This window comes from Agromyces aureus (genome assembly GCF_001660485.1).
GTDB lineage: Bacteria > Actinomycetota > Actinomycetes > Actinomycetales > Microbacteriaceae > Agromyces > Agromyces aureus.
This window is the reverse complement of the sequence record NZ_CP013979.1, coordinates 720,187-740,508: the sequence shown is the minus strand read 5'-3', so window position 1 is coordinate 740,508 and position 20,322 is coordinate 720,187. Positions and strand designations below refer to the sequence as shown.

The window sequence follows — 20,322 nt, the reverse complement described above, 5'->3', positions numbered from 1 at the left end:
AGGGTTCGCCGGTCGAGCAGCGGCGGTGCCGCGTATCGGACCCAGTGTGTCAGGTCTCGATACGGCCCATGCGGGCCTGCTCGACCGGCGGTCGGATGGTGCGGGGTTACGGGATGACCCGCTCCTCCCAGATCTGCGGGTAGCCCGGCAGGTCTTCGCCGCCGAACTTCGCGTAGTGGCCGTCGGGCATGCCCTCGTTCAGGGCCAGGTACTCGTCGACCTCTTCAGCGGTGATGGGGCTCTGCGGGAGCACCCACTCGAACGGCACCTCTTCGCCGGCGAAGATCTTCTGCGCGGCGAGGAGCGGCGTGCGCCACTGGAAGTTCGAGTACACCGGTGCGAGACCGGTGAGGCCCGTCTCCTTCCACTTGCGGAGGAAGCTCATCTCGTCTTCACCCGTCATGACGGGGTAGTCGACGCCGGCGTCCTCGAACGCCTCGATGGCTGCGACGGCACCGTCACCGGCATCCATCCAGATGCCCTTGACGTCGCCCTTCGCGAGCTCGTCGGAGATGATCTTCTTGATCTCCGACGGGTCTGCACCCGTGAAGTAGTCGACCGCCTCGATGCCGGCCTCGTCGAACAGCTTCTCGGCCGCGGCCCAGCGCTGCTCGAGCACGTCGACGCCGGGCAGCACGCGAAGCGCCACGACCTTGTCGCCCTCTTCGAGCTCGCCGATGAGGAACTCGGCCGTGTCGATGCCCCACGCGAATCCACCGATGGGGTGGATGAACGTGACGGGGCAGTCGGTCTGCACGCCGCGGTCGAAGACCACGACGGGCTTGCCGGTGTCGCACGCACGCTCGACGGCCGGCGTCATGGCCGCCGTCGAGTTGGGCGAGATGAGGAAGATGTCGCAGTTGCCTTCGGTGATGAAGTAGTCGATGTCGGCGATCTGCGTGTCATCGGAGTCCTGCGCGTCACGCGTCTCCATCTCGGAGATGACGCCGGCCTCCTGCAGCACCTTCAGCTGCTCGTTCATCGTGATCCAGCCGGTCTGGCGCCACGGGTTGGAGATCGAGGCGTTCGCGAAGCAGGCCTTCTTGGCCCCTGCGCTCGCGTACTCGGTCGTGTCGACCATCTCGGCATTGATGTACTGCAGCCACGGCTGGTCTTCGGGGCCTTCGGGCACGACGTCGCGCTCGGCGTCCTGCTTGTCGAAGAGCTCCTGGTCGAACCAGTCGATCGCTTCCTCGGTGGCGGCTGCGTCGTCCGACGGTGCAGCCACGTTGGGGTCGGTGGTACAGCCGGCGAGCGTGAACAGCGCGAGAGCGCCGACCATGGCCGATGCCACGGTGATCCTGCGTCGCATCACGAACCTCCCTTGGTTTCGTTGTCAGCCCTCTGCGTCGAGGGAATGGGGGCAGGGCGAGCCGTCGCCGGGATCGGATCTGGCTCCTTCGCCACGAGTGGTGCGGGCGAAGCTTGGTCCACCGGGGCCTGCCCCGGTGAATTCGGACCGGTCGGCTCGAGGGCCGCCGGAGTCTCGAGGGCGCGACCGCGTCGGCGGGCGCGCACGGTGGTGGCCGCGTAGGCCACGGCGAGGATGATGATGACGCCCTGCACCGCGTCGCGGTAGGTCGAGGGCACGCCCGCGAAGTTCAGCAGGGTGAAGAGCGCCTCGAGCGCGAATGCACCGGCTGCGGCCGCCACGACCCAGCCTCGCCCGCCACCCAGAACCACGCCGCCGAGCACGACCGCCGTGATGGCGGTGAACTCGTAGCCGCGACCGACGCTGGGGTGCACGCCGGCGTAGCCGACCAGCAGGATGCCCGCGACGGTCGCCGACAGCGACGAGATGATGAACGTCGAGGTCTTGACCCACCAGTTGCGCGCGCCGGCGAATCGCACGGTCGTCGCGTTGTCGCCGAGGGCGATGATCGTGCGACCGAACGGCCGCCGCGCGAACCAGATCGCGAGCGCCAGCACCACGGCCAGCACCACGACCGACCAGGGCAGGATGTCGATGACGGGCAGGTTGCGGATGCCGCCGCGGCCGACCTCGCGGAACGCATCCGCCGGGTTGCCGGTCGCCGCCCCACCGGTCCAGTAGAGCACCGCGCCGAGCAGTGCGAGCATCATGCCGAGGGTGACGATGAAGCTCGGCACCTTGAGGAACGAGACGATGAGGCCGTTCACGAGGCCGATGAGCGCGCCGAAGACGAACATGAAGATCGTGACGGGCACGATCTTGGCGTCGTCCTGGCCGATGAGGTTGCCGGCGATCACGACCTGGGCCGTGACGACGGACCCCATGGAGAGGTCGAACTCGCCGCCGACGATCACGAAGTACTGACCGATCGCCACGATGGCGACGGGGGCGACGCGCTGGATGAACCGGATGAACTGGCCGGGCTCGGCGAACGACGGATTGAGGATGGCGATCGTGACGAGCAGCACGATGAGCAGCAGGAAGACGGCTCCGCGCGGGCTCACCAGCGTGCGTCCGAGATCGGCGATCCGGGCGAGCGCCGAGGGCCGGGTGACGGTCGTGGTGCTCATGCCTTCGCCTCCTCTGCGTGCTCGGTCTGGGTGGTGCCTGGGGGTGCGGATGCCGCGGAGCCGGGCCCGAATCTCGGGCGCCGTCGGTCGAGCTGACGGCTCGTGTACACGGCGACCGCGGCGACGATGACGACGCCGCGCACGACGTCCTTGAGGAAGGGGTTCACCTGCATGACGCTCATGACGTTGTCGACGACCGCGAAGATCGCGACGCCGCCGATGGTGCCCCAGATCGAGCCGCGTCCACCCATGAGCAGGGTGCCGCCGAGCACGACCGCGGCGATCGAGAGCAGGTCGTATCCGCCCTGCACGCCGACCGTGGGGCTGCCGACGCCGAGCCGGCTGGCGAGCAGCAGGCCGGCGAACGCGGCGGTGACCGAGCAGAGCACGTGGGCGACGATGATCGGGCGTGCGGTTCGGATGCCCGAGAGCCTCGCGACCTGCTCGTTGCCGCCGACGGCGAACATGTGGTTGCCGGTTCGGGTGCGAGCCAGGAAGAACGCCCCGAGGACGGCGACCGCGAGCATCAGCACGGTCGAGATCGGGATGGGCCCGATGCCGCTCGCGCCGATGAGCTGGAACGACCACGGCACCTCGCCGCTCGTGCCCTTGTAATTCGAGTCGAGGTAGCCCTTGATGATGAGCCCGGTGCCGAGGGTCGCGATGAAGCCGTTGACCTTGAGCTTGGTGACGATGAGCCCGTTGACGAGTCCGATGCCGACGGCCACCGCGATCACGGTGAGCACCGCGGCGGGCACGTTCGCCGGGTTGCCGGCCATGATGTCGGCCGCGATGAGGCTCGAGAGGCTGATGACGTAGGGCACCGACAGGTCGAGCGAGGCGCAGAGGATCACGAGCGTCTGCCCGATCGCCACGAAGCCGAGCACGCTCATGCCGGTCAGGATGTCGCGGATGTTGCCGGCGCTGAAGAAGTTGCGGCCGACGCTCGCGACGAGGATCGCCCCGATGAAGATCACCGCCAGCAGCGCGATGCCGACGATGAGGCTCGAGTCGAGCCGTCGGCGTCGGCCGCGGGCTCGTTTCACCGTCGCAACGGGAGCCGGGGTGGGGGTCTGCGTGCTCATGGGGTCTCCTCGCCCTCGATGCGGAGGGTGCCGGTTGCAGCCGAGAGGATCGTCGCCTCGTCGCTCTTCGCCGGCAGCTCGGCCGAGGCCCGGCCATCGTGCATGACGATGATGCGGTCGGACATGCCGATCACCTCGGGCAGTTCGGAGGAGATCATGAGGATCGCCACGCCCTCCTTCGCGAGCCGGCGCATGAGCCGGTAGACGGCGACCTTGGCGCCGACGTCGATGCCTCGGGTCGGCTCGTCGAGCAGCACCACGCGCGGCTTGGTGGCGAGCCACTTCGCCAGCACGACCTTCTGCTGATTGCCGCCCGAGAGATACTGCACCTCTTGTTCGACGCCCTGCGACGCGACCTCGAGCGAGGTGAGCACGCCCGGGAGCTCGCGTCGGACCTCTCCGGTGCGTCTGGCGAAGACCGAGCGGACGACGAGCAGCGCATTGTCGGCGATCGACTGGTTGAGCGCGAGGCCCTGCGCCTTGCGGTCCTCGGTGATGAGGGCGACACCGGCTCGCACGGCCTGCCTGGCCGACGTCATGTGCACGGTGCGGCCGTCGAGCCGCAGCTCGCCGCGCGTGAGCGGCGTGATGCCGAAGACCGCCTCGAGCAGTTCGGTGCGGCCGGAGCCCTGGAGGCCGGCCACGCCGACGATCTCACCGGCGCGCAGTTCGAGGTCGACGCCGTCGATGTAGGCGTTGCCGGCACCGCGCAGTTCGAGCCTCGGGTCGCCGAGGACGGTGCCCTCTTCGGCCTCCGGGAAGTACGCGGAGATCGGACGACCGACCATGCGCCGCACGAGCTCGTCGGTGTCGAGGTCCGAGGCGGGACCGGATGAGACCAGCGCGCCGTCTTTCAGCACCGTGATCGTGTCGCAGAGGTCGAAGATCTCCTTGAGGCGGTGCGAGACGTAGACGATCGCGACGCCGCGCTCCGAGAGCCGCCGCACGATCGTGTACAGGAGCTCGACCTCGTGGTCGGCCAAGGCGGCGGTCGGCTCGTCCATCTGGATGACGCGGGCGTCGACCGAGAGCGCCTTGACGATCTCGACGATCTGCTGCTCGGCGACGGTGAGCGTACGCACCGCTGCGTCGGGGTCGATGCCGTCGATGCCGAGCTGGTCGAGCAGCTCGCGCGTCTCGCGGACCATGGCCTTGCGGTCGACGAGTCCGCGGCGCCGCGGTTCGCGGCCCAGGAACACGTTCTGCGCGACCGTGCGCTCGGGCAGCAGGTTGAACTCCTGGAAGACGGTCGCGAGGCCGGCCTGCGCGGCCTGGACCGGGTGCGTGAACCGCACCTCCTCGCCGCCCAGGGTGATCGAGCCGCCGTCTCGCTCGTAGACGCCCGCAAGGATCTTCATGAAGGTCGACTTGCCCGCGCCGTTCTCGCCGACGAGGCCGTGCACCTCGCCCGCCCGGAGCGTGAATCCGACGCCGCGCAGCACCTGCACGCCGAAGAACGACTTCTCGAGGCCCTCGGCAACGAGTACGGGCTGGCCCGCGACGACACGCCGGGCCGTGGCATCCGTCTCGCTCGTGTGCTGGTTCGCCGCGCTCATGCGCCGACCTCCGCCCAGGTTCTGGATGCCGCAGACGCGAGCACCGCTTCAGTGACGCGCACGGCGCGGGCACCGTCGTCGAAGCCGGGCAGACCGTCGGGCGCGCTGCCGGCGATCGCCGCGTAGGCGTCGGCGATGAACGCGTTGAACGCGTCCTGGTATCCCATGGGGTGGCCCGCGGGCACGAGCGAGAGCCGTGCCGCGTCGGGTGCCAGTCGGGCGGGGTCCCGCTCGAGGATCATGGAGGCGTCGGCGCGGCCGACCCACAGCCGGTCGGGCCGTTCCTGCTCGAACCGCACGCTCGCGTCGGTGCCGGAGAGCTCGATCGACAGGGCGTTCTTGCGGCCGGGCGCCACCTGCGAGACGAGCAGGGTGCCGACCGCGCCTGACGCGAGCTCGACGACGACGGCCACGAGGTCCTCGGTGCTGATGTCGACGTTGGTCGCGCGGCGATCGTAGACCGTGCGGGTCGCGGCGTTCAGCCGCACGATGCGGTCGCCGGCGATGAACTCGACGAGGTCGACCAGGTGCGACCCGATGTCGGCGAAGGCGCGCGAGGGGCCGCCGAGGGCGTGATCGACGCGCCAGTCGTCGTCACCCTGCGTGGCCAGCCAGTCCTGCAGGTAGGCGCCGTGGACGCTGACGAGGCGACCCGTCTCGCCCGCCGCGATGCGAGCGCGGGCTTCGCGGGCCATGGGGTGGAAGCGGTAGACGAACGGAACGGCGGTCACGAGGCCGCGCTCCGCCGCGAGCGTGCGCAGCCGCTCGGCGTCGGCGACGCTCGTGGCCAGCGGCTTCTCGCAGATGACGTGCTTGCCGGCCTCGAGCACGGCACGCGCGATGCCGGCGTGCGTCGTGTTGGGCGTGCAGACGTGCACGACGTCGATGTCGGGATCGGCGAGCAGCTCGTCGATCGAGGCGTAGGCGGTGCCCAGGCCGAGTCGTTCGACGGCGTCGCGCGCTCGGGCAGCCGAGGACGAAGCACCGCCTCCGAGGTGGGCGCCGGCGGCCCGTGCGGCACGCGAGTGCACGGTGGCCATGAAGCCGCCGCCGACGAAGCCGGCGCGGAGTGTTCGCGCCTTGGCGGTGACGTCCGTTGTCATGTCGGCCATGTTGACACAACATGCGCACCTTTTGCTAGACCATCGTCAAAAGTTGTTTGTGCCGTGACATGTTCGTTATCAATCGATCGGCAAGCTCATGTGCTTTACTTCAAACCATGGTGGACATCAGCCGGGCATCGGCCCTCGACGCCTCGGGTGCAAGCGAACTCTTTCAGCTGCTCCGCGATGGTGCCCCGCGTACGCGCGCGTCGCTCGCGCAATCCACAGGACTCGCGCGATCGACCGTCGCCGCCCGCGTCGACGAACTCATGCGCCTCGGGCTCGTCACCCCGGTCGCCGATGCCGTCTCCACCGGTGGGCGCCCGCCCTCGCAGTTCGCCCTGAACCCCGGCGCGCGCATCGTGCTCGCAGCCGACTTCGGCGCGTCCCACGCGACCCTCGCCGTCACCGACCTCGAGGGAACGGTGCTCGCCGAGCGCAGCGAACGCCGCGACATCGCCGACGGTCCGGAGGCCGTGCTCGGCTGGATGGTCTCGGCAGCGCACGAACTCATCGACGGACTCGGGCGCGACCGAGCCGACCTCGCCGCGATCGGCATCGGCGTGCCCGGGCCGGTCGAGCACTCGACCGGCCGCCCCGTCAACCCGCCGATCATGCCCGGCTGGGATCGGTTCGACGTGCCGGGGTGGGTCCAGCAGCACCTCGAAGTGCCCGTGCTCGTCGACAACGACGTGAACATCATGGCCCTCGGCGAGCGGGCGCTCGCCTGGCCGCAGGTCGAGCACCTCATCTTCGTCAAGGTGGCGACGGGCATCGGCTCGGGCATCATCTCCGGCGGACTCCTGCAGCGCGGCGCCCAGGGCATCGCCGGCGACCTCGGGCACGTCCGTGTCACCCGTGGGAGCGACGTGCCCTGCCACTGCGGCAACCGCGGCTGTCTCGAGGCGCTCGCCTCCGGCCCCGCCATCGCGCGATCGCTGCGCGAGCGCGGCATCGAAGCCCGCAGCGGCAACGATGTCGTCGAACTCGTCAAGCGCGGCGACCTCGACGCGATCCAGGCGGTGCGACAGGCCGGCCGCGACCTCGGCGAGGTGCTCACCGCCAGCGTGAGCCTCATCAACCCGTCGGTCATCGCGATCGGCGGCTCGATGGCCAGGGCCGGTGAGCACCTCATCGCCGGTGTGCGCGAGGTCGTCTACACGCGCTCGATGCCGCTGGCCACCGAGCACCTCTCCATCGTGCAGTCGGCCGCGGCCGAGAACGCCGCCGTGCTCGGTGCGGCCATGCTCGCGATCCAGCACGCGCTCTCCCCAGAGGGCATCGTCGCCCTCGCGTCGCGCTGACACACCCGGCGGGCCCGCCGCAGGACGGCGGCCCGCGCTATTCTCGGGGGGTGCCCGACTCCCCCTTCGCGCTCTTCGATCTCACGCCCGACGGCGACATGCGTGAGACCCGTGAGGCGCGCGGCACCATCGCGCCCCGCGCGAAGCTGCCCCACGAGACGCGCATCGTCGCCGACTCGACCGACCGGGTCGCCTGGCTCCGCGCCAGGTCGCAGGGCATCACCGCGACGGATGCCGCGAAGCTCGCAACCCGCACCTCGGTGAAGTCGGCGGCCTGGGAGAAGTTGCACGGCGCCCCCCGCAGCTTCGGCGGCAGCCGCTACACCGACCACGGCCGCGAACGCGAGCCCGTCATCGCCGCCTGGGCGGCCCGCGAGCACGGCATGCTCCATTCGTCACTGCTGTACCACGCGGCATCCGACCGCCGTCACCTGGCCACGCCCGACGGCCTGCGCGTGACCGACCGAGGCGTGCTCGAACTCTGCGAGATCAAGACCACCTCGAAGCCGTGGCGGGCCGTGCCGCGCAACTACCTTCGTCAGGTGTGGTGGCAGCAGTACGTGCTCGGCGCCGAGCGCACCCTCATCGTGTGGGAGCAGCACGAGGACTTCGTGCCCGTCGGTGCCGAGCCCGAGTGCCGATGGGTCGACCGCGACGACGACCAGATCGCGATCCTCGTGCAGCTGGCCGACGAACTCCTCGAGGCGATCCGACCGACGCAGGCACACGTTCAGGAGGCGCGCGCCTACTACCGGCCGAGCGTGCTCGCATGACGGTCGTGCTGCTGCACGGCCTCGGGGCCGACCGCCGCCAGCCGTTGACCCTGCTCGAGCCGATGGTGCACGAGGTGCTCGGCGAAGACGAACTCGTCATCGCGCCCGACGTGCGCGCCCACGGCGGATTCCTCGAGGTCGGCGACGCGGCCGACTTCGCGATCTCCCGACTGGCGGCCGAGGTTGCCGAGGCGGTGCGGGTCGCGCTCGCGGCCGGGGCCGCCTCCGTCTCGTCGGGCACCGACGGCGGTGTGCGCGTCGACCCCGAGTCGCCGATCACGATCATGGGCATCTCGATGGGTGCGGCGATCGCACTCCGCATCGCGCTCGAAGGCCTGCTGCCCGTCGAACGCGCGGTGTTCATCCGCCCCTCGTTCGACGACAGCCCCGTGCCCGAGAACCTCAGGCCGTTCCCCGTGATCGGGCAGGTGCTCACCGACGCAGGCGCCTCGGGCTCCGCCGAGTTCCAGGAGCGCGAGGTCTACCACCGCGTCGCCGAGATCTCCCCCCTCGGCGCCCGCGCGCTGCTCGCCCAGTTCACCGCCCCCGATGCCGCGCGCCGGGCCATGCGCCTGGTCGAGGTGCCGCGCAACCGGGCGTTCCGCGACGACGCCGAACTGGCCGAGCTCGAGGGCCGCGGCATCCGCTCGCTCGTGGTCGGCGCCCTGCGCGACCCCGTGCACCCCCTGTCGACGGCCGAGCGCTGGGCCGCCGGCGTCGCCGGACCCATGCTCGTGCTGCCGGCGCGCGACGACGGGCCCGCCGCCCAGTCGCACGTGCTCACCGAGCAGGTCGGGCGCTGGCTGCGGGACTTCTGACGCCCGGCGCGCGAGGATGGGTGCATGACCGACACGATGCGCGCCCTGGTGATCGATCGCACGGGCGATGCCGATGAACTGCACGTCGCCGACGTCGACCGGCCGACCCGCATCGGCGACGAGGTGGTCGTGCGCGTCATCGCCGCCGGCGTGAACCCGATCGACGTCAAGACGCGCGCGGGCCGCGGCACCTCGGCCGCGATCGCGGGCTTCCCGGTCGTGCTCGGCAACGACTTCGCCGGCATCGTCGAGCAGGTGCCCTACGCGGCGCATCCGCTGCACGTCGGCGACCGCGTCTACGGTGCCGCGCGACCGCCGCGCACGCCAGGCAGCTTCGCCGAGTTCGCCACCGTCTCGTCGATGAGCCTCGCCCCGATGCCGTCCTCCCTCGGCTTCGTCGAGGCCGCCGCCCTGCCGATCGCCGCGCTCACCGCATGGGGTGCGATCGTCGACGTCGCCCGCGTGCACGACGGACAGCGCGTGCTCGTGCACGCCGGCGCGGGCGGCGTCGGCCACCTCGCGGTGCAGCTCGCCGCCTACTTCGGCGCGCACGTCACGGCCACTTGCGGACCCGACAACGTCGAGTTCGTGCGCGGCCTCGGCGCCGAGCACGTCATCGACTACCGCGCCGAGCGGTTCGAGGAGGTCGCCGGCGAGCAGGACGTCGTGATCGACCTCATCGGCAATGTGAAGGACGACACGGGCACCCGCTCGCTCGACGTGATCCGCCGTGGCGGGCTCGTCGTCAACGTGCCCACCGGATCCTGGCCGACCATGGCCGACGAGGCGGCCGCCCGCGGCATCCGCGCCACCGGCTACTCGTGCTCCCCCGACGCCCGCACGCTCGCCGTGCTCACGCGGCTCGTCGACGACGGCGCCCTGCGCGTGCACGTCGACCGCGAACTCCCGCTCGCCGACGGCGCAGAGGCGCACCGCCTCGTCGAGGGCGGGCACGTGCGGGGCAAGGTCGTGCTGCGGGTCGCGCCCGACCCCGAGTAGGGCTTCGTTCGAGCGAGCGGATGCCGCGGCATCCGCCATTCGTCTGCTTCTCGTTCGGTCGACGACCGTGCGACCGCGTCCATCGTGTCGGTGGCGCTGCGTATGCTCGCCCTCGTGGCCACTCTCGACGACCTGCGCCGCACGGCCGAGACGCTGCCCGGCAGTGAAGAGCGCGCGACCACGGGCGGCGCCGCGTGGTTCGTGCGCAACAAGCTGTACGCGTGGGAGTGCCACCCGTGGCCGAGCATCCCCGACGACGTGCGCGCGATCGTCGCGGCCGAGCTCGTCGTCGGCGTCAAGGTCGCCGATCCGGTCGACGCCATGGCGCTCAAGCAGATGGCGCCCGACGTGTTCCTGCGCACGACGACCCCGTGGGCCGAGCCGAAGATCGCGTTCCGCATGGCCGGCGTCGAACTCGACCACCTCGCCGAACTCGTGACCGAGGCGTGGCGCGTGCAGGCGCCGAAGTACCTGCGGCGCGAGTTCGACGAGCGTTAGCATCGCCGCATGCCCACACGATTCGAAACCGTCGACGAGTTCCTCGCCGCCCAGTCGCCCGAGCGGCGGGCCGAGGTCGACGCGTTGCGGGCGCTCGTGCGCGAGGCAGAGCCCGATCTCGTCGAGATCGTGAAGTGGAACTCCCCCAGCTACACGCTGGGCGGCGTCGATCGGCTCACGATCAACGCCGCGGGCAGAGGCCCGGCTCGGCTGATCCTGCACTTCGGCGCCGGGCGCGCCGAGAGCAAGGGTGCCGCGCCGACGTTCGCGGGCGATCCCGAGGGCGTGCTGACGTGGCATTCCGACATCAGGGCGAGCCTCGCCCTGCCGAACGCCGGCGAACCCGCCGGCCGGCGAGACGCGATCATCGCCGTCATCCGCGCCTGGCTGGCGGAGGAATGACCGCACCGACGAACGACGAGGAGACGACCCGATGACGAAGTACCTGATCTCGTTCCCGAGCAGTGCGATGCAGGTCACCGCAGAGGAACTGCCTGCCGTGGCCGACGCGTCGCACGCCGTCGTGCAGGAGGCGAAGGACGCGGGCGTCTGGGTGTTCGGCGGCGGCATCGACGAGGGCGTCCCGCCCGTGCTGGTCGACGGCGACGGCACGGTCACCCAGGGCACCTACCCGCAGACCGCGCAGTTCGACGGCGGCTACACCGTGCTCGAGCTCCCCACGCGCGAGGCCGCCCTCGAGTGGGCAGCGAAGATCGCCACGGCCTGCCGCTGCGCGCAGGAGGTGCGGGAGTTCATGTACGACCCCGAGAGCTGAGCGCCGACCGACTCGCGCGCGCGGCCGCGATAGCGTTGCGCCCATGAACATCGACCCTGCGGGCACCGGCATGATCACGGCGTTGTGGCTGACCGTGGCGATCCTGGCGGGCGGCTACGCGCGCACCCGCAACCGGTCGGCCTGGACCTGGTTCCTGCTCACCGCGTTCCTGGGCCCGATCGCCGCCTTCCTGCTCGTCGTGTGGCCGGCGCGCGACACCCCCTCCGCACCCGCGGGTCAGTCGCCGTCCCGGGCCGAGATCTCTCGAAACGACGCATCTTGAGCGCCGCCGACTCCATCTCGTCGTGTCCGCGACGAGGGATACGCGCGCGTCTCAACGCCTCGAAGCAGGCCTGATCCGCCGTGTGGTTCCAGTTCATCACGGGGCTGATCCTGGTGGTCATCGGGGTCCTCATCATCATCTTCCGCGTGAGGGTCGCTCGAGCGCAGGCACGCCTGATCCGGGCGATGGGTGGGCGCGGAGCCGAGCAGGAGGCCAAGTACACGACGCCCGGGATGATGCTCATCGTCGGTGCAGGTGCTCTCTGGGTCGGCATCTCGTGCGTGGTCACAGCGGTCAATCGCATGACAGCGGGATGACGCGCAGCCTGCTCGCCCTCAGTCCCGTCGCCGGAGCGTCAGCCCGAGCGGGACTCCAGCAGGGCCGAGCCGAGTTCGCTGCGCAGGTAGAGCACGCTGCGGCCGTAGCGGGTGCTCACGAGCAGACCGGCGTCGCGGAGCACGCGCAGGTGCTGGTTCACGGCCGAGGCGGTGACGCCGAAGCGCACGCCGAGCTCGGTGGAAGACGCGGGGTCGCCGAGCGCGGCGAGCAGGCTCGCGCGCGTCTCGCCGAGCACCGCGGCGACGGCGGCGGGGTTGGCCACGGGCTCGGCCTCCCAGAGGGCACCCTGGCCGCGAGCCGAGTAGAGGATCATGGGCGGGCCGTCGCCGACCGGCGCCGAGGCGCGACGCGTGAACATCGTGGGCATGAGCGTGAGGCCGTTGCCGTCGATCGCGAGCGTGCGGTCGTTCGGGTCGGCGAGCCGCACCGAGACCACGCCGTGGTCGTAGGCGATGCGCGGCGACAGCCCGTTGAGCATGCTCGCCACGCCGGCCTGGGCGATCTGGCGGCCGCGGTAGACGACGTCGGCCTCGAGCACGGCGCGCATGCGCGGCCAGTACGGCTCGAAGCAGGTCTCCCAGAGCTGTCTGAGGGCACGGATGATGCGGCGGAGCGCCTGACTCGTCGACCCGGCAAACACTTCGGGCACATGCCCGTGCACGGCGACGAGGTCGCTGCGGAACACGTCTGCCGGCGTCGCGGCGAGCGCCCGGAACTCGTCTTCGAGGCGCGTGAGCGGCGACGCGGGTCGGGGGTTCAGGAAGTCGGGCGTCCACATGCGCTCGTCGATGAGGGCGCCGAGCACGCGCATGTCGAGACGTTCGCGCGCCTCTTCAGTGCGCCGCAGCCAGCCGAGCTGCAGCGGGAACCTCGCGGGCTCGCGGATCGCTCGCAGCGACAGGCCCAGCTCGCAGAGCGGCGAGAGGGCGAAGCGCACGGCTCCGACGTCGTCCTCGTTCAGCACGTAGCGCAACATGTAGGACTACGCTACATCGATTTCGCCCGGCCGACGCCCTCAGCAGGATCGACAGGGTGAGCCCTACCCCGAGTCCCGACACCTCCTCGTTGCCCGTCATCGAACCCGACCTCGAGGCCGCCGCCACGAGCATCGATCAAGCGGATGCCGCGGCGCAAGCCGAGGGCGACCCCGACGCCCCGGGTACCGGCAAGCCGGGTCTGGTGGCCCGCATCGCGGCATCCGTCTCCGACCCGGTGCTGCGGATCCTCGTGACGGCCACGCTCATCAGCCGAGTCGGCCGCGGCATCTTCATCACGATCACGGTGCTGTACTTCACGCTCATCGTCGGGCTGCCCGCGCACGAGATCGCGATCGTGCTCGGTGCGGCGAGCGCGGCCGGCATCGTCGCCGCGCTCGCGGGCGGCTGGCTCGCCGACCGCATGAGCGCCCGCCGCGTGCTGCTCGTGTTCACGACGCTCGAGGGGCTCGGGCTGCTCTGCTACGCCGCGACCGGCGACTTCGTGTCGGCGCTCGTCGTCGCGGTCGTCGTCGGCGCGTTCGGCCAGGGTGCGAACTCGACCCGCATGGCGATCCTCGCGCGGGCGTTCGAGGCCGAGCAGCGCGTGCACGCCAGAGCGGTGCTGCGCACGGTCACGAACGTGTCGATCGCGGTCGGCTCGGGTCTCGGCGCGCTCGCGCTCGCGATCGGCACGGCCGAGGCGTACCGGATCCTGCTCGTCGCCGCCGGCGCGCTCTACCTCCTCGCCCTCGTGCGGCTCGTGAAGCTGCCGGCGAGCGTCGATGCGCGCCCGATCCCGCCCGTGACGGGCGCGGTCGCGGTCGTGGACGGCACGGTCGACGACGACGACGTGGTCGAGACGGGTGGGGCGGATGCCGCGAGCGGCCGCGGCGCGAACGACGCCGCGCCCGCGGCATCCGCTCGTCCGACGCCCTCGGCCAACCGCCGCAGGCGTTTCGCGCACTCGCCGTGGCGCGACCCCCGCTACCTCGCCCTCACCGGTCTCAGCGCGATCTTCGGCATGCAGTTCGGCGTCGCCGAGATCGGCGTGCCACTGTGGATCGCGCACGAGACCGATGCGTCGGCGGTGCTCGTGTCGGCCGTGCTCATCATCAACACGGTGATCGTGGTGCTGTTCCAGGTGCCGCTCTCGCGGGGAACGCACGACCTGCGCCGCGCCGGACGCGTCTCGGCGATCGCCGCCTGGCTCATGGCCGCGACCTGCCTCGTCTACGCCGCGGCCGCCGGGCTGCCGGTGTGGTTCTCGGTCGTGTTCATCGTGCTCGCGTCGATCACGCACGCGTTCGCCGAGGTGCTCTCGCAGGCGGGCGGCTGGGGCCTCAGCTTCGAGCTCGCCGACCCCGTGCAGGCCGGCACCTACCAGGGCGTGTACTCGATGGGCTACTCGATCGGGGCGACGCTCGCGCCCGCGGTCGTCACCGCGACGGCACTCAGCCTGGGGTTCGCCGGGTGGGCGATCCTCGGCGCGATCTTCCTCGCGTCGGGGCTCGGCACCTGGGCGATCGCGCGAGCTGCGGCCGCTCGAGCGGATGCCGCGCGCGCTGCGCAACCCCGAGTCTCCTAGGCAGCCCACCGGGTAGGGTCGGGCGCATGCCCGCACCGACGATCGTCTGGTTCCGCGACGACCTGCGGGTCGGCGATCACCCGGCGCTCTCGGCCGCGGCCGAACGCGGCGCCCCGGTCGTGTGCGTGTACGTGCTCGACGAGGAGTCCCCCGGTGTCCGGCCGCTCGGCGGCGCCGCCCGCTGGTGGCTGCACGGCTCGCTCGAGGCCCTGCGGCGCGGCCTCGAGGCACTCGGCACGACCCTCGTGCTGCGTCGGGGAGCGGCGGACCGCGTCATCCGCTCGCTCGTGGAAGAGACCGGCGCCGACGCCGTGTTCTGGAACCGCCGCTACGGCGGCCCCGAGCGCGACCTCGACACCGAGCTGAAGACCGCGCTCGCCGAAGACGGGCTCGACGTGAAGAGCTTCGCGGGCAACCTCCTCTTCGAGCCCTGGACGATCCGCACCGGGCAGGGCACGCCCTACTCGGTCTTCACGCCGTACTGGCGCGCCTGCCTCTCGGCGCCCGAGCCGCGGCATCCGCTCGCCGTGCCCGATGTGCTCGAAGCGCACGTTCCGGATGTCGCCAGCGACGAGCTCGCGACGTGGCGCCTGCTGCCGACGCGCCCCGACTGGGCGGCGGGTCTCCGCGAGATGTGGACCCCTGGCCGCGCCGCGGCGCACGACCGGCTCGAGGAGTTCCTCGACGAGCGGCTCGCCGACTACGACGACGACCGCGACCGCCCGTCGATCGACGCGACCTCCCGGTTGTCGCCGCACCTGCGCTGGGGCGAGATCAGCCCGTTCGAGGTGTGGCACGCGGTGCGCGAGCGCCGGTCGACCGGCGGCGCGGGCGGCGGCGCAGGCGGCCGCGGCGAGACGACGGGCCGGGCCCGGTTCCTCGCCGAGCTCGGCTGGCGCGAGTTCGCCTGGCACGTGCTGTTCCACGCACCGGATCTCGCGACCCGCAACTGGCGGCCCGAGTTCGACGCGTTCCCGTGGCCCCGGCTGCACCCGGCCGCGCTGCGAGCGTGGGAGGAGGGCCGCACGGGCGTGCCGATCGTCGACGCCGGCATGCGCGAGCTGTGGCACACGGGCAGCATGCACAACCGGGTGCGCATGGTCACGGCGTCGTTCCTCACGAAGAACCTGCTCATCGACTGGCGCATCGGCGAACAGTGGTTCTGGGACACGCTCGTCGACGCCGACGCGGCCTCGAACCCGTTCAACTGGCAGTGGGTCGCCGGCTCGGGGGCGGATGCCGCGCCCTACTTCCGCGTGTTCAATCCGCTGCTGCAGGCGAAGAAGTTCGACCCCGACGGCGCCTACGTGCACCGATGGGTGCCTGAGGTCGACACCGAGGAGTACCCCGAGCCGATCGTGGATCTCGGCGAGTCGCGTGCGGCCGCCCTCGCGGGCTACGCCGCGGTGAAGTCGGCGCGTTGAGGCGCGGCGCCGACGAGCGACCGGGTTCGACCTGCGGACCCGGCACCGGAGTACCGGAGTACCGGAGTACCGGAGTACCGGAGTACCGGAGTACCGGAGTACCGGAGTACCGAAGTACCGGAGTCATTCGAGCCGATACGCCACCAGCCCGGCGGCGGACTTGACAACGAAGACCTCGCCGTCGAGTTCGGCCGCTCCCTGACGGAGCGCGCCGACTGAAGCGGCCGCGGACTCGGTGGGGAGCAGGTCGAGCGTGCAGGGAAATCGAATTTCGCCCGAGTTGTAACCGGAGTCGCGAATGTCTCGTTCGACGGCCCAATCGGGAACGAAGGGATCGTCTTGTCGAGAACACATGACGATCGATGCCTCGTCGAGATCGGTCATTGCGCCGGTCACGACGTTCAAGGAATGCCAGCCGCGCTGATCGTGCACCGATCGCCACTCCCCCGCGCCGGTGGGTGCGTTCAGCTCCACGGTGGAGTTGTAGTTCGATGGGTCGGAGCCGAGCCATCGTTCCCAGACGACGGCGCCCGTTCGAACGTCGACGCCACGCACACCCATTTCGACTTCGATTCGCTCCAGCAGATGATCATCGCCGAACATGGCTGCGCCGGACTTCAGGACGCACACCGGAAATACGTCCTCCACCAGCGCCGCTGAGATCTGACCGGCCCGGCAGGAGGCGTCACCGGCTCCTTCGATCGACCAGAGCAGCTCCCCGCTGTCGGCCTCCAACGCCAGGAGGCGCCCATCGTCGAGGTCGATCTGCTTCGTCGCGGCCAAGACCTTCTCGTCTTGGGCAGGCCCGCCCCATCCGATGAGGATCGCATCATCCTCCGCGCCGATCTTCGTCCATGACCAGCCGCCGTCCGACGAGAATCCGCGCCCGAACACCTCCTCGTAGTCGAACTCCCATTGCGCCTCACCCTCGGCGATGTAACCGAGTCGCTCCACTCCGGTCGGCGGTCGATCGTTCGTCGAGTAGATGCCGGCACCGAGGTCGCGGGCATCCGCGGGTATTCCACTGCGGGCCTCGAGTTCGAGCGTGGCGGTCTCGAGGTCGAGGCGCAGCGGCCCGGGGACCGCGTTGTCACCCATACGGCCGTGGAAGCAGGCGGCCGACGGTTCGTCGTCACACCGACTGGGAGCTGAGAGCGCAGAGACCGGCGAATCGGAGCTTCGCTTTCCGGGTTCGGCTTCGAAGTCGAACGCCCGACCGGTGCGGATGTCGATCGCCTTGATGCGGTTCCAACCTGTATTCCAATCGGTACGGCCGGGTGCCAAGTACACCGCTGCGTCGAACCCATCACCTTCGACGATCGATGGCTGCAGAACGATCCCTCGCGTGTAGGTGCCGACATCCGCGACGAATGACCAGAGCAGATCACCACTGACGGCCTCCCATCCTCCGATCTTGAGTTCCGCGCCGTCTTGGAAGTACGCGACAACGACCTCGTCGTGCACGGCGAGGTCGCCGACCAGATCGACCTCATTCGTCCAGACGGGCCAAACCTCGGTCACGAAGTCAGGCGGTGGCGGGGCCGTGCATCCGACGAGGGGCAGCACGGCGATGCACAAGAGCACAGGAATCAAGGGGACACGCACCCGGAGAGTCTGTCCGCGTTCCGCGTCGGCCGCCGGGATCATCCACAGGCCGCACGAGCGACAGGCCGGAGGACCCGATCGGCGCGGGAGTGCCCGGGCGCCGACGCGCGCACCGGGGACTCGCGCCGAGCGGGTCCTCCGGTCGGGGCGCGGCCAGGCCGTGCGCGTCCTCCAGCGGAGCGGTCAGGCCGTGAGCGGCCGTGCGAGCACCCAGTCCTCCTCGTCGCGGTCGCCGAGCCGGAAGTGCTTGCGCCCGGCCTTCACGAACCCGTGCTTCTCGTAGAAGCGGATCGCGCGACCGTTCTCCTCGTTCACGCCGAGCCACGCCGCGACCGCGCCGGTGGCACGCGCCGCCTCGAGGGTGCCCTCCATGAGCGGCCCCGCGACCGATCCGGTGCCGTGCGCCGAGGCCCGCGTGTAGAACTTGCTGAGCTCGACGACGGGGCGAGCGACGACGACTGCCGCGACATCCGCATCGCTCGGATCGCCGCCGATGAGCATCGTGTAGCCGACGAGGTCACCGGAGTCGGGCTCGGCCACGATGATCACGCGATCCGGGTCGGCCAGGTACCCCTCGAACCTCGCCACCGTGAAGTTGACGGCGATGAACTCGGCGATCGCCTCGGCGGTGGTCGAGGGCGGGCAGGCGAGCGGGAACGTGTCGGCGGCGAGTTCGGCGAGCGCCGCGGCATCCGTCGGCCTGGCCTGGCGAATCGTGGTTCGGGTCACGATTCGACAGTCTGACAGGCCGACGGATGTCGCCGCGCGCCGGGTTTCGCACGGTGACGAGAGGTGCCCCGCCGCGGCGCCGAGAGGGCCGCGCCGACCGTTGCACCTTCCGGGATCGCCGGATGCGGTCGACGCGGCCCTTCGGGAACCGCGGCGGTGCCGAGCCGCCCGACGCCGTTGCGGAATCGGGGCGACTCGACGGGTCAGAGGAACCGGGCGTACGCCCCCACCGTGAGGAACGTCGGGAACTCCGGCTCGAGCGCCACGGTGCGGAACACCGAGATCGCATCGTCGAACCGGTCGCCCTCGAAGCGCGGCAGGGCGGCGACGGCCTCGGCCATGAGGCGCACGATCGACGTCTGGTCGATGCGCGTGCCCTCGGCGGTGACGGTGTTGTTGTCGAGCCACTGCCAGATCTGCGAGCGCGAGATCTCGGCGGTCGCGGCGTCCTCCATGAGGTTGTCGATCGCCGCGGCACCTGTGCCGCGAAGCCACGACTCGATGTAGCGGATCGCGATCGAGACGTTGTCGCGCACGCCGGCCTCGGTGACCTCGCCGCCGATCGACGGGATGTCGAGCAGGTCGGCCGCGGTGACCTGCACGTCGTCGCGCAGGCGGTCGACCTGGTTGGGCCGGTCGCCGAGCACCGCGTCGAACTCGGCGCGGGCCGTCGGGATCAGGTCGGGGTGGGCCACCCATGTGCCGTCGAAGCCGTCGCCCGCCTCGCGGCGCTTGTCGGCCGAGACCGCGGTCAGGGCCCGCTCGGTCACCTCGGGGTCGCGGCGGTTCGGGATGAACGCGCTCATGCCGCCGATCGCGTGTGCGCCGCGCTTGTGGCACGTCTGCACGAGCAGTTCGGTGTAGGCCCGCATGAACGGCACCGTCATGGTGATCGCCTTGCGGTCGGGGAAGACCCAGCGGCGTCCCCGCGAGCGGAAGGTCTTCACGATCGAGAAGATGTAGTCCCAACGACCGGCGTTGAGGCCGGCGCAGTGGTCGCGCAGTTCGTAGAGGATCTCGTCCATCTGGAACGCGGCCTGGATCGTCTCGATGAGCACGGTCGCGCGGATCGTGCCCTGCGGGATGCCGAGCGCCTGCTGCGAGAAGACGAAGATGTCGTTCCAGAGCTTCGCCTCGCGGTGCGACTCGAGCTTCGGCAGGTAGAAGTACGGCCCGCGTCCGGCCGCGATGAGCGCCTGCGCGTTGTGGAAGAAGTACAGCCCGAAGTCGACGAGGGAGCCCGACGCGGGCATGGCGCGCCCGGCGCGGTCGTGGAACGTCAGGTGCTTCTCGACGAGGTGCCAGCCGCGCGGGCGCATCACGATGGTCGGGGTCTCCGACGCGGTGACGCGGTACTCCTTGCCCTCGGGGCTCGTGTACGAGAGGTCGCCGCGCAGGAAGTCGAAGAGCGTCACCTGCCCGCCGATGACGTTCTCCCAGGTGGGGCTCGTGGCGTCCTCCTGGTCGGCGAGCCAGACCTTCGCGCCCGAGTTCAGGGCGTTGATGGCCATCTTGCGGTCGGTCGGGCCGGTGATCTCCACTCGACGGTCCTCGAGGCCCGGGCCGGGGCCCGCAACACGCCAGGATGCGTCGTCGCGGATCCATGCCGTCTCGGGCATGAAGCGCGGGTCGCGGCCGTTCGCCGCGTCCACGCGGGTCTTCAGGCGCTCGGCGAGCAGCTCGTGGCGGGTGCCGGCGAAGCGGTCGTGCAGCGTCGCGAGGAACGCGAGCGCCTCGGGCGTGAGGATCTCGTCGGCGCGGTCGACGGATGCCGCGCGCTCCGCGCCCGAACGGGCGACCTCGATGCGGGGCTCGACGGTCTGGAAGCTGCCGGTGGCGGGCTTCGGTTCGGGCAGGCGGGCGGATGCGGCATCCGCTCGCTCGCGGTCGAGGGTCATGGCGGGTGTCGTGTTCATGATGTCGTCTCCTTCGCGTCGTCGGTCGAGGGGCGCACGGGCTGCGCGGGC

General features: G+C 70.8%; 20 protein-coding genes. 11 read left to right on the top strand and 9 right to left on the bottom strand.

From position 1 onward, the window contains the following. Window positions 1–106 precede the first annotated feature (106 nt). The 5 genes from ATC03_RS03180 to ATC03_RS03160 are packed head-to-tail and all read right to left on the bottom strand — an operon-like array spanning window position 107 to window position 6,246. On the bottom strand, window positions 107–1,312 hold the full coding sequence (locus ATC03_RS03180; RefSeq protein WP_067873004.1) for a substrate-binding domain-containing protein: 1,206 nt from the start codon (window positions 1,310–1,312) through the stop codon (window positions 107–109). Then, window positions 1,312–2,502: an ABC transporter permease gene (locus ATC03_RS03175; protein WP_084003244.1), complete on the bottom strand. Its 1,191-nt coding sequence runs from the start codon at window positions 2,500–2,502 to the stop codon at window positions 1,312–1,314. Before ATC03_RS03175 ends, ATC03_RS03180 begins: the two co-directional genes overlap by 1 nt. Continuing rightward, window positions 2,499–3,587, bottom strand: coding sequence for an ABC transporter permease (locus tag ATC03_RS03170; RefSeq protein ID WP_067873001.1), 1,089 nt, complete (start codon window positions 3,585–3,587; stop codon window positions 2,499–2,501). The genes ATC03_RS03175 and ATC03_RS03170 overlap by 4 nt, the downstream gene beginning before the upstream one ends. Next, window positions 3,584–5,143 carry a sugar ABC transporter ATP-binding protein gene (locus ATC03_RS03165; protein ID WP_084003243.1) on the bottom strand — a complete coding sequence of 520 codons (1,560 nt, stop codon included), beginning with the start codon at window positions 5,141–5,143 and terminating at the stop codon, window positions 3,584–3,586. Before ATC03_RS03165 ends, ATC03_RS03170 begins: the two co-directional genes overlap by 4 nt. Beyond that, window positions 5,140–6,246, bottom strand: coding sequence for a Gfo/Idh/MocA family protein (locus tag ATC03_RS03160; RefSeq protein WP_067881260.1), 1,107 nt, complete (start codon window positions 6,244–6,246; stop codon window positions 5,140–5,142). Before ATC03_RS03160 ends, ATC03_RS03165 begins: the two co-directional genes overlap by 4 nt. A 116-nt stretch (window positions 6,247–6,362) precedes the next feature. Between ATC03_RS03160 and ATC03_RS03155 the strand changes: the two genes are divergently transcribed. The 9 genes from ATC03_RS03155 (at window position 6,363) to ATC03_RS03115 (ending at window position 12,013) form a co-directional block, all read left to right on the top strand. After that, window positions 6,363–7,550, top strand: coding sequence for an ROK family transcriptional regulator (locus tag ATC03_RS03155; RefSeq protein WP_179947897.1), 1,188 nt, complete (start codon window positions 6,363–6,365; stop codon window positions 7,548–7,550). Window positions 7,551–7,600: 50 nt separating this feature from the next. Continuing rightward, window positions 7,601–8,323, top strand: coding sequence for a YqaJ viral recombinase family protein (locus ATC03_RS03150; RefSeq protein WP_227820219.1), 723 nt, complete (start codon window positions 7,601–7,603; stop codon window positions 8,321–8,323). Further along, on the top strand, window positions 8,320–9,141 hold the full coding sequence (locus tag ATC03_RS20470; RefSeq protein ID WP_067872998.1) for an alpha/beta fold hydrolase: 822 nt from the start codon (window positions 8,320–8,322) through the stop codon (window positions 9,139–9,141). Before ATC03_RS03150 ends, ATC03_RS20470 begins: the two co-directional genes overlap by 4 nt. 24 nt (window positions 9,142–9,165) lie before the next feature. Next, window positions 9,166–10,140 carry an NADP-dependent oxidoreductase gene (locus ATC03_RS03140; protein ID WP_067872995.1) on the top strand — a complete coding sequence of 325 codons (975 nt, stop codon included), beginning with the start codon at window positions 9,166–9,168 and terminating at the stop codon, window positions 10,138–10,140. A gap of 114 nt (window positions 10,141–10,254) precedes the next feature. Beyond that, window positions 10,255–10,638, top strand: coding sequence for an MmcQ/YjbR family DNA-binding protein (locus tag ATC03_RS03135; protein ID WP_067881254.1), 384 nt, complete (start codon window positions 10,255–10,257; stop codon window positions 10,636–10,638). A gap of 9 nt (window positions 10,639–10,647) precedes the next feature. Then, a complete protein-coding gene (locus tag ATC03_RS03130; protein ID WP_067872993.1) occupies window positions 10,648–11,040 on the top strand; it encodes a DUF1801 domain-containing protein in 393 nt (130 codons plus the stop codon). Window positions 11,041–11,071: 31 nt separating this feature from the next. After that, window positions 11,072–11,413 carry a YciI family protein gene (locus ATC03_RS03125; RefSeq protein ID WP_067872990.1) on the top strand — a complete coding sequence of 114 codons (342 nt, stop codon included), beginning with the start codon at window positions 11,072–11,074 and terminating at the stop codon, window positions 11,411–11,413. Window positions 11,414–11,456: 43 nt separating this feature from the next. Beyond that, window positions 11,457–11,696 (top strand): hypothetical protein, encoded by a 240-nt coding sequence (locus tag ATC03_RS03120; protein ID WP_067872987.1) that lies wholly within the window; start codon window positions 11,457–11,459, stop codon window positions 11,694–11,696. 80 nt (window positions 11,697–11,776) lie between these two features. Then, window positions 11,777–12,013: a hypothetical protein gene (locus tag ATC03_RS03115; RefSeq protein WP_067872985.1), complete on the top strand. Its 237-nt coding sequence runs from the start codon at window positions 11,777–11,779 to the stop codon at window positions 12,011–12,013. A 38-nt stretch (window positions 12,014–12,051) separates the two neighbouring features. On the opposite strand, the gene ATC03_RS03110 is transcribed toward ATC03_RS03115, so the two are convergent. Next, window positions 12,052–13,011: an ArsR/SmtB family transcription factor gene (locus ATC03_RS03110; protein WP_067872981.1), complete on the bottom strand. Its 960-nt coding sequence runs from the start codon at window positions 13,009–13,011 to the stop codon at window positions 12,052–12,054. 56 nt (window positions 13,012–13,067) lie between these two features. On the opposite strand from ATC03_RS03110, the gene ATC03_RS03105 reads away from it, so the two are divergent. Further along, window positions 13,068–14,597, top strand: a complete 1,530-nt coding sequence (locus ATC03_RS03105; protein ID WP_161490305.1) for an MFS transporter — start codon at window positions 13,068–13,070, stop codon at window positions 14,595–14,597. 26 nt (window positions 14,598–14,623) lie between these two features. Then, the gene (locus tag ATC03_RS03100) at window positions 14,624–16,021 is read left to right on the top strand and encodes a cryptochrome/photolyase family protein (RefSeq protein WP_067872974.1); all 1,398 of its coding nucleotides are present in this window, start codon (window positions 14,624–14,626) and stop codon (window positions 16,019–16,021) included. 123 nt (window positions 16,022–16,144) lie between these two features. Here ATC03_RS03100 and ATC03_RS03095 read toward each other — a convergent pair whose 3' ends face one another. From ATC03_RS03095 to aceB, 3 genes are all read right to left on the bottom strand, one after another. Then, complete coding sequence (locus ATC03_RS03095; RefSeq protein ID WP_161490304.1) at window positions 16,145–17,542, bottom strand: PQQ-binding-like beta-propeller repeat protein; 1,398 nt, start codon at window positions 17,540–17,542, stop codon at window positions 16,145–16,147. 267 nt (window positions 17,543–17,809) lie between these two features. Next, complete coding sequence (locus ATC03_RS03090) at window positions 17,810–18,355, bottom strand: GNAT family N-acetyltransferase (RefSeq protein ID WP_335622262.1); 546 nt, start codon at window positions 18,353–18,355, stop codon at window positions 17,810–17,812. Window positions 18,356–18,558: 203 nt separating this feature from the next. Continuing rightward, entirely contained in the window at window positions 18,559–20,271 is a 1,713-nt protein-coding gene (aceB, locus tag ATC03_RS03085) for a malate synthase A (RefSeq protein WP_227820218.1), read from the bottom strand. Window positions 20,272–20,322: the final 51 nt, after the last annotated feature.